The 8,784-nt window shown below is 46.0% G+C and carries 10 protein-coding genes; 3 read left to right on the top strand and 7 right to left on the bottom strand.

What is annotated here, in order from left to right:
• The first annotated feature begins 371 nt into the window (after positions 1-371).
• On the top strand, positions 372-920 hold the full coding sequence (locus tag BN874_RS21325; protein ID WP_034436925.1) for a Uma2 family endonuclease: 549 nt from the start codon (positions 372-374) through the stop codon (positions 918-920).
• A 294-nt stretch (positions 921-1,214) separates the two neighbouring features.
• Here the strand turns inward: BN874_RS21325 and BN874_RS21320 are convergent, their stop codons facing one another.
• The 4 genes from BN874_RS21320 to BN874_RS21305 all read right to left on the bottom strand — a co-directional run bounded on the left by BN874_RS21320 (position 1,215) and on the right by BN874_RS21305 (position 3,094).
• The gene (locus BN874_RS21320) at positions 1,215-1,460 is read right to left on the bottom strand and encodes a DUF2442 domain-containing protein (protein ID WP_034436923.1); all 246 of its coding nucleotides are present in this window, start codon (positions 1,458-1,460) and stop codon (positions 1,215-1,217) included.
• Complete coding sequence (locus BN874_RS21315; protein WP_034436929.1) at positions 1,438-1,671, bottom strand: DUF4160 domain-containing protein; 234 nt, start codon at positions 1,669-1,671, stop codon at positions 1,438-1,440. Before BN874_RS21315 ends, BN874_RS21320 begins: the two co-directional genes overlap by 23 nt.
• Before the next feature lie 100 nt (positions 1,672-1,771).
• Positions 1,772-2,506 (bottom strand): PIN domain-containing protein, encoded by a 735-nt coding sequence (locus BN874_RS21310; protein ID WP_230314517.1) that lies wholly within the window; start codon positions 2,504-2,506, stop codon positions 1,772-1,774.
• A 39-nt stretch (positions 2,507-2,545) separates the two neighbouring features.
• Positions 2,546-3,094: an HD domain-containing protein gene (locus BN874_RS21305; RefSeq protein WP_034436920.1), complete on the bottom strand. Its 549-nt coding sequence runs from the start codon at positions 3,092-3,094 to the stop codon at positions 2,546-2,548.
• A gap of 631 nt (positions 3,095-3,725) precedes the next feature.
• On the opposite strand from BN874_RS21305, the gene BN874_RS21295 reads away from it, so the two are divergent.
• Together BN874_RS21295 and BN874_RS21290 are read left to right on the top strand one after the other, a co-directional pair.
• Positions 3,726-4,379, top strand: coding sequence for an AAA family ATPase (locus tag BN874_RS21295; RefSeq protein WP_034436916.1), 654 nt, complete (start codon positions 3,726-3,728; stop codon positions 4,377-4,379).
• A gap of 2 nt (positions 4,380-4,381) precedes the next feature.
• Positions 4,382-4,636 (top strand): hypothetical protein, encoded by a 255-nt coding sequence (locus BN874_RS21290; RefSeq protein ID WP_034436914.1) that lies wholly within the window; start codon positions 4,382-4,384, stop codon positions 4,634-4,636.
• A gap of 113 nt (positions 4,637-4,749) precedes the next feature.
• Here the strand turns inward: BN874_RS21290 and BN874_RS24050 are convergent, their stop codons facing one another.
• From BN874_RS24050 to BN874_RS21265, 3 genes are all read right to left on the bottom strand, one after another.
• On the bottom strand, positions 4,750-5,886 hold the full coding sequence (locus BN874_RS24050) for an amidoligase family protein (RefSeq protein WP_154725063.1): 1,137 nt from the start codon (positions 5,884-5,886) through the stop codon (positions 4,750-4,752).
• A gap of 27 nt (positions 5,887-5,913) precedes the next feature.
• Complete coding sequence (locus tag BN874_RS24045; RefSeq protein WP_195912255.1) at positions 5,914-7,545, bottom strand: DEAD/DEAH box helicase; 1,632 nt, start codon at positions 7,543-7,545, stop codon at positions 5,914-5,916.
• A gap of 562 nt (positions 7,546-8,107) precedes the next feature.
• The coding region (locus tag BN874_RS21265) for an AAA family ATPase (protein WP_034436904.1) at positions 8,108-8,784 on the bottom strand (677 nt) is incomplete at its 5' end.

The following is an 8,784-nucleotide window of genomic DNA, read 5'->3' as shown; positions in this document are numbered from 1 at the left end:
CAAACACCTTCTATAATACATTGATTAAATTGAGCTTTTCAAGAGACCGGGAACTGCTGACGATCCTTCAGGTGGCCCGACGGATCTTGCAATAAATAGTTGGGAAAATGGATTCATGAAATGACTAAATCCAACAAGCAACGAATAATAGACTATCGTGAACGAATGAAAGATAAGGGCTATCGGGGTCTTTATGTTTATATTCATGAGGAGGATCGGCGAAAACTAAAAAACTTATCGTTACAGCTTGATAGGACCCTGGGCGAGTGCATTTCTTATTTATTGGATCAACGGGATCAAGTTAAAATTCAAGGCGATACCTCACCGAGAGAATAACTCTACAAGAATTATCAGAATAAGGAATCCAAACCATGAATGAAACCGCTGAACACTTAAAAGCCATCTCCACTTTAGTAGAGTTTATGGACTGGGAAAATCAGCAGCAGACCCGGCATGAATGGATTGACGGGCGTATTGTCGCCATGACCGGTGGAACGATCCGCCATGTTAAATTGATCGCCCGGTTGGTTCGGAGTTTGGGCAATCACTTAGACGGTACTCCTTGTTTGGTTCTGGCGTCTGATGCCAAGGTACAAGCCGCGCAAAACGTATTTTATCCCGATGTGGTAGTGAGTTGCGCTGAACAGGATGATCAAGATGTGCTCTGCAAGGAACCGAAGCTGATTATCGAGGTGCTTTCCAATTCGACCGCCACCCATGACCGTACTAAAAAGCGGCTGGCCTATCAGCAGATCGAGAGCTTGGAGGAATATCTGTTGATTGCCCAAGAGGTGCAGCACGTTACGATCTACCGTCGCGCTGAAGACTGGCAACCGCTGGATATAATTAGTGGAACGCTGGATGTCCGATCTGTGGGCTGGACACTGGATTTAGCTGAACTTTATCAAGGCTGTTTCTAATGACTACACCATTCATTATCCATCCAAGTGGCGAACGGGTATCGATTAGTTTACCAAATTGAGAATGATGTAATGATCATTGTGCAATGCCGTGGTCACTACAACCCACACTGATTGAATAATAATTCTATGGTGAAGTAATAGCTCTCTATCGGGTGACCGTCAAACTATCCCTCCCTCGTGATCTTGGGGTTTGAGGTGCTTTATACTGATCCGACCACAGCAACTACAGGGGATCGTAGGTTAATTCTTAGCATCAGTGCTGCCGCCCCAAAGTGGCCCTACCCGTTTAACTTAAGCCGCCTTTTTCTGAATTTGAGAAAGTAACATACTCTCAATACTGAGATGATAGTCAAGGTCGGGCCACTCAATACCTGTACCTTGACAAATAAACGTATAGTTTTTTAGTTGCAGGAGTGACGCATTCTGTAATTCCTTATACCAGGATATAGGAGTAGAAATCATCCGTTCATCCTCAAGCTCTACATGAAGATAGCGGTCATCGAAGTGAACCACTTTACCTTTGATTAAAGTATTCATCCCATTTCCTCTCAAAACTTTCTTTGTTTGCCTCAACTATGGACAACACTTTTTTCAAGTCTTTAGGTTTCATGTAATTATGAACAACATGCAACGTCGCCCATTCAATTTTGGCAAACTCACCGGCCTTTTCAACATGAATATGCTTAGGTTCATGCTCATTTGCATAAAAGAAAAACTTGAACCCTTCTTGAAGTAACAAGGTCGGCATATCAAACCAGTCAAGAAAACTACAGCGAATTAGATACCCCATAACTTGCTATGGGGGTCGTTCATTATAATGCTTGCTACTCGTTTTTGACATATCACGTTTAGTTTGCAAGCTCTTTTATTTTTTTATCGTTATAAGATACTTTGTTTTCTGAGATAATTACTGCGCCTTGTGTTGTTAATAAGTTAAAAACATCTACTGCTATTTCGGGAGCATCTTTGAACTTGTTTTTAATGCTATTAAGTAGAGTATCTTTCTTTGCTGGTCTATTCTTACTATAAGTAACAAGATGCATACAATATGTTTTTATTGGCGATAATAAAACCGTAGTTTCTGTAGAAGTAATTTGTTTTTCCTCTTTTTTCGTGCCTATGCGCTCTGCTGAGCGTCCTTGGCTTTTAAGTAAGTTTACAACATGATCTAAATCCGTATCATTTGAAATTATTACAAAATGTGTTTCTTGTTGTAACTGTTGCATTAAAACACCAGAAAAAAAACAAATACCAAAATCTGCCGCATTTTTACCACTGTTCGTCATCTTAAAAATTTTTAATTTATTTGTATTCACCGTTGCACTTAATGGCATCAGCCAGTCTAGGGGTATTTTTGCTCCACTTTGTGCATAGCAAATCACAACTTGAGAAAATTGCTCTAAATTTTTTTGTAGCTGATAAATCTGATTGGGACAATTTTCTAAATCAATCAACAGTACTCTATGGCGCTTTGCATCAAAATCTGCAATTTCTGCAACATATCCGTTCAGGCTCGCCTCTTCAGAAGCTTCGCTATCACTTGCTCGGGGTTCAGCCTGGGGTTGGGTATCTCCGTTTAGCATTTTCTTATTTTCCTATAATACGAATATTCTAGCAGGATGCTAATCGAAATACACGTTGTAGGCCACAATTTTTTTGTGCAGCCGCAAAGATAGCGATGGACTCGCCTCATATAAAGCATTGTAAATTTCGAGAGCTTCGGCTTGATACCGGGCCATTTTTTCTTTTGTCCAAGCGGAAGGCGGACGTTGTAAATTGGTCACTCTGTCGGCTAATTTGACCATCCCTATTTCATGCGGCTGCTGTTTAATTCGTTGAAGGCTATCCGCCATTTGAAGAGACTTGTTCAGCGTTTTATTCTTGCTAAGGGAAAGTACGCCTTCCGCAACAGTCATTCCAAACTCGGCAGATATTTGTTGATAGGTTGTTTCTGTATCTTCTATCACGTCATGTAACAGCGCACATTGCACAGCTAAGTCTTCGTCATGCCCTTGCTCTGTGCGAAGGGCTGCGATGACTTCCATGCTCACAAAGCTCAAATGCATAATGTAGGCGATGTCCGTACCGGGGACGAACTGGCCCCGGTGAGCTAAAGCTGCAAACTGGTAGGCTTTGATGTATTGATTTTGTGACCAAGGGGTATTTGCCATTGAGTCCTCAAGTGCCATTACGGATGACCGTTGAATGCCGCCGAATGCAGCAACAGTTTTTACCGTGGGTATTATTTTGGGCGACCGGTCTTGATCCGTTCGACCTCCGCCCGCAGGCGCGGGGTCATGCGATTGAATTTTTCGATGTCCTTCTCCCAACCGGGAGAGTGAACAACGGGCGCATTTTTGCAGTGGAATTAACCGCTTTTAAGTCCTGTGCTTGATGTTGCCGCCTCATCAAACAACCCTTCTTTCGCCTGAAGAAACGCTTCGGGTTGGCCTAATGTCGGCACATCGTTGAATCCTCATTCCACTCTTCTGTGGATCGCAGCACCCTAAATCAGGGGTAGCCGCGAGTCAATTAGGCCCGAAAAAAACACCAACCATTTTGGTGGAAGCAAAACAACCCGATCTGGGTACCCGCACTGGAACACACCCCCCAAAATCAGCCGTGCTTTGTATATCAGTTGCAGTGCAAAAGTAAATGGGGGGTAACGCGAGAAAATCCCGACCTTAATCGAACCAGCGGCGCTGGCGCTTGCACGGGGCAACCCATTTGTATATCATTTGCAATGTGTTTGAGCTACAAAAAATTGCTATTGTGTTACAATAACTTACAAAGGATAGCCAAATGATTTTGGTCGTTGGGCACACCAAGGGAGGGGTGGGCAAGAGTTTGCTGGCGGTCAACCTAGCGATTGCTCGCGCCCGATGTGGCCACCGCAAAGTGTTGTTGGTAGACGGTGATCACCAAGCCACCGCCGTAAAATTTACCGAGCTCCGCGCACAAGTCACCGGCAAAAGTGATTACACCGCAATTTCCCTCGTGGGTTCGGCATTGCGGACTCAAGTCCGGCAACTCGCCCCCAATTACAACGACGTGGTGATCGATGTGGGAGGGCAGGACACCACCAGTTTGCGAGCGGCGCTCACGGTAGCCCACAAACTCCTCGTACCGGTACCCCCCCGAACGTGGGAGATTTGGGCCACCGAACAATTGGTACCGCTCGTGGAAGAAGCCCAAGAAATCAATGAAAGTCTACGCGCTTTTACAGTAATCAATGCGGCTGATCCTCAAGGTCAAGATAACGAACAAGCGGCTTGTTTGCTGCGCGAATTTGAACCGACGCTGACCTATTTGGACGTGCCGTTGGTGCGGCGCAAAACTTGGTCCGATGCGATTACCCAAGGTCAGGCCGTCCACGAATGCAAACCGCGCAACTCAAAAGCCGTAGCAGAACTAGTCGCTCTGGTCAGGGCCATCTACCGCAAAGCAGGAAACTGATAATGAAAACGATACCCAGGAGTCCCCAGCCCACTCCAAAACCGGCCACTGTGCAACAAGAACAACGCGCAGAAAAATTTATCAACAAAGCCAACAAAGAATCACCGCCACCCACCCCACCCTACTCAACCACGTTGCGAATTCCCCCCGACTTGTTGCGCCGAGTAGACGTGGCAGCGGGCAAAAAACACATTACCCGATCTGCTTGGATCAAGGCCACACTGAGCGAAGTTTTGGACCAAGACGGCATCGAATAAAAAGTTTCTGCTGGGGTAACCAAGTTCTGCCGAATAAAGCAACTCGTCAGCGGACAAAAACCCCAACCCACTTTTTGGCATCAGCACATAGAAAAGGCGAGAATCAAAGTACGTTAACGCCAAGTCGCCGGGTATTGAAGCCAAGGATGCAACTCCGGGTATGCCCGCCAGAGGTCTACGATTTGCATTCTGCGTCTACCCAACCGGGCAAGAAACTCATCGGCGACACCTCCCCCCACGGCCAGGTAGGTCTTAGCCAGATGAAGAATATCCCCACTGGGGATAATGACCTTACAATCCGGTACTGAAGGAATAGAGTCACGGTGAGCCGCCGCCCACATCATTTGCATCCACAGGCTGACCCACAACAAAATCTTTTCGGCCTCATGGGCACCGTTATGCATTCGCGATTCAACGGTATAAATGCGCTCTAATGGACAAATGTTGAAGGTGACATAGCGAGATTCATCTCGATTTTGAAGAAATAGAAGCTGATCCCGAGTGTGCACCTCTTCTAACATTTGTCTTGAATAGAATGTGGAGACGGGCTGACAATAAGGATTAGGTTCAGTCGAATTATAACAATTAAATTCACCCGAATAGTGTACCAAGCGCGAGGGACTGACCAGTGTCCCTAACGCGGGTTCAAACAAACGCGCCAATTCTATTGCTCGCCGAACTTCACTGACCGTGCGTCCTAACCAACCCAAATGGATATGCGTTCCAGTACGGAAGTTGACCTTAAGGCCCATGGGCTTGATGCAATCGGTGAGCGCGTCGCAAGCCGTCACTACCTCCTTAAACCCTTCTTGGTTTCGCAAGACACGACTGGTGACTTCCCAACCGCAACTGCCATCAAATTTGACGTTCCAAACTCGTTTATCCTCTCCTCCAACTTGCTCCGCTACGGTTCCCAGAGGCAAATAATCGGCGAGCACTTGCCGAAGTTCTTCAGCAATCCTCGCCCACTCATTATTCAGCATCATGGGGTGATCAAAGTCATCATGAGTCAACTCGAACTCAATACCAAAAGATTGATTGTGACGATAGCAAAGACCGCGTATCGCTTCCGGGGCATCCATCGGAATCCAAGTGATCACGCCCGTCGAATCAAAAGCGATCCCTCCATCAGAGGGGTGCTTCGCAACCACAGGAGAGCGGTTGTTATTATTCGCAGCACTACTATCAAAATAAGTTTTTGAAGTAATCAATCCAATATCAAATTTCTCCAAGTTATCGGTAAATTCCACGATATAAAAAAATGTCTTGTTGTGGGCTCACCGACAACCGCGACCGATCATTTGGGAAAAGAGCACCTCGCTGGCGGTAGGGCGGCACATAAAAATGGTCCTAATATCGGGAATATCCACGCCGTGGATCATTTGCTCTACATTCACCAAAACATTTAGGGTCCCCCGGCGAAAATTGTGTACGACTTCTTGCATCCCGTAACCCATTTTGCTGTGAACCACCCCCACGGCTACTCCAGCCGCCTTAAATAAATTACCGAGTTGATTTGCATGGGCAATGTTGCAGGCAAACACCAGGGTTTTCCCATAGCGCAGTTCATGATCCTTATAACGCTGGACAATTTGTTGATTTCGCTCCTGATTATTCGCAAGTTCACGCAGAGAGCTTGCAGCAAAATCATGGCCGGCCTTTTGGGGAGACCAACGGATATGAGTCTCAACCCGTTCGATTTTAGGTTCAGCCAAGAATCCTTCGGCCACCAGCTCAGCAAAAGTTTTGCTATAGGCAATATAAGTATCGGTTTCAAGAGGACAATGAGGGGTAGCGGTCAAGCCAATCATTGGAATTCGATAGCGCGCACACCATCGGCGAATCAGCCGGCCCGTTTTTCCTCTCAGACCCCAGTGGCATTCATCATATACCACCAGCTTGGGGCGGCTTTTGGGGGTTCTAAACACCGTCCTCAAGTTCCCCTTTTTACCTGCAGTTTGCACTGTAGAGTAAACAACCCGTCCTGGCCCTTGTGTGACTTCCCGTAAAGGATGAAGCAGCGTTCCATCACCGCCCAAGCGAGCGATGGATTTCGGCTTCAAGTGCGCGTGGCGTCGGAGGAGATCGGACACCGCCTGATCAAGCAAGGGCCAATCTTTGGCTATCCAGAGGATGGGCCGCTGGCCTTGGTGCATTTTCTTTACAAGAAAATCATTGGCAATCGTCGTTTTACCCCCACCGGTCCCCACATGAAGAATAATAGGATGATCAGGATTCAATGCTTCTTCTAAAGCAATAATCGCTTCCTGTTGATAATAGCGAGTCTCATGACCCGAATGGGGGTCATAACACAATCGATCAAAAAATCGTTGGCGATAGTGCGGACTACGGTAAGTAGGATTCAACGCACGGTCAATCGCATCGGCATCCTGGGGTGCATATTCATCATTCCTTCTTAGCCTATGGGGAACAGAAACAAAAAGAACGAGAGGATAGGGTCCTCGTCGTGAGCGATAAGCTCGACCTTCTTGACGAAATCCAAGTTGCGACAAAACCCAAATCATCGGGATATTGTTCGATTGCACCGTTACAAAAATGGCCTGAGTGGTTACTCTAGTCATCAACGCCGTGGTCATCGCCTTTGACACGCCACCTCTTCTGAAGGATGGCTTAACAAAAATCCAGCCCAACTCGAAAGCAAATCGATCAGGGTTCAGCTCCGATCCGGTGGAGTTGAAGACCTCTTCGCGATAATGAGGATCGGGATTCTTCAGGGCCGCGACTCCGATCAACTTTGACCCTTTGTGAGCAAAAGCCAATAATTTAGCATGACTTATCCGGGTCTCAAGGCCCTCATGAATGACCTTGCCACCCTGTCGTACTTGATTGGCAAACAGCTTTAGCTGCATTGACGTATAATCCACCGGTGATTTAATTTGTAGGTCCATACTTATCAACCTCATTGATTCCCATAAAGGATGTTACGGGTTCATCACAGTAATTTTTGCCCATTGACTAAGGATGCTATTCAGTTGCAATAGCCTTTCCCCGGGTGCTCTTTTATTGACCGATCCGAAATCACGACTCCATCATAAAAACCGGGGCCACTTCCGATAAAGTAGATTGATCCGGTTAGAAATGAATCCTGGAAGTTGAATTTTTCCCAATTTGGGAAAAGTCAAAAACTACGGATTAAGTAAGCGATAACAAATTAAGCTCATCCTCTTTTCTGGCCTAAAAAAACCAAACCTCGTTTAGGAGTTACCCCGATTAAAGATGAGCGGTTATCGATTTAATATTGCCAAGGGATACGGGTACATTATGCATTCGCGCGCCCCCATAGGGGGGGGCGCGCATAGCATAGTGCATCCCCTGTAAAATATTCATTGAATAATGCATAAGTCTTTGTTTTTTAATTTAAATTTAATAATTATGCAGACTCCTATACAGGGGTCTGCATAAGCGCTTATTCAGCAACTATCCTTAGCTCAACGGCGAGTTTTCCCCGGATTAGTGCTTTTTCTTTAAGAATTCCTTTCCCTTCAAGGTGAGTTGGTGATTCTTATTCAAATAGCCGTCACCGATCAAAGTTTTTAGATTCCGGCTTACCGTGGATTGGCTCGTATTAGAGTGGCCTGCCAGTTGATTTTGAGTCAAATCTTTTCCTTCGGCCAGCAATTGCAGTAAACACACCTGCAAGTCGAGTTCAGTTTCCACGGTCTCCTTACCCATAATCTCCCATTCCATAGGAAAAACATTGGGCTTTAGCCGGACGTGAATATCTTCTTGGGAAGGTCGCTGACCTCGGCATTTGGTCACTTTGATAGTAAAATCAGCTTGGGCTTTTTTACCATAGGGAATCAAGTCCATACTGGTACTGACCCAATCCTCCTTTTTACTCGCTCCCCGTGGACCGGTTCGCCGGGCGTCTTTTCCTTTGTGATCGACATAGAGGACGACCAACCCTTTGATACGCAGTTTTTTAAACCACACCAGATACTTTTCCTGGTCGAGACTCGAATTTTCGTCAATGCCGTTGCAAAGACTGGACAAGTTGTCGAAAATAACCACTTCAGCTCCCACCTTTTTAAAATACCGTTCCAGTCCGTCCTGAACCTCGGTATCTACCAGCAGTTCCCGGTCTCTTGAAAAGCTCAATTTAATCAATGTATTATAGAAGGTGTTTG

Source organism: Candidatus Contendobacter odensis Run_B_J11, assembly GCF_000531125.1.
Lineage (GTDB): Bacteria > Pseudomonadota > Gammaproteobacteria > Competibacterales > Competibacteraceae > Contendibacter > Contendibacter odensensis.
Note: the sequence above shows the minus strand (reverse complement) of the source record. Positions and strands in the feature narration are given on the sequence as shown.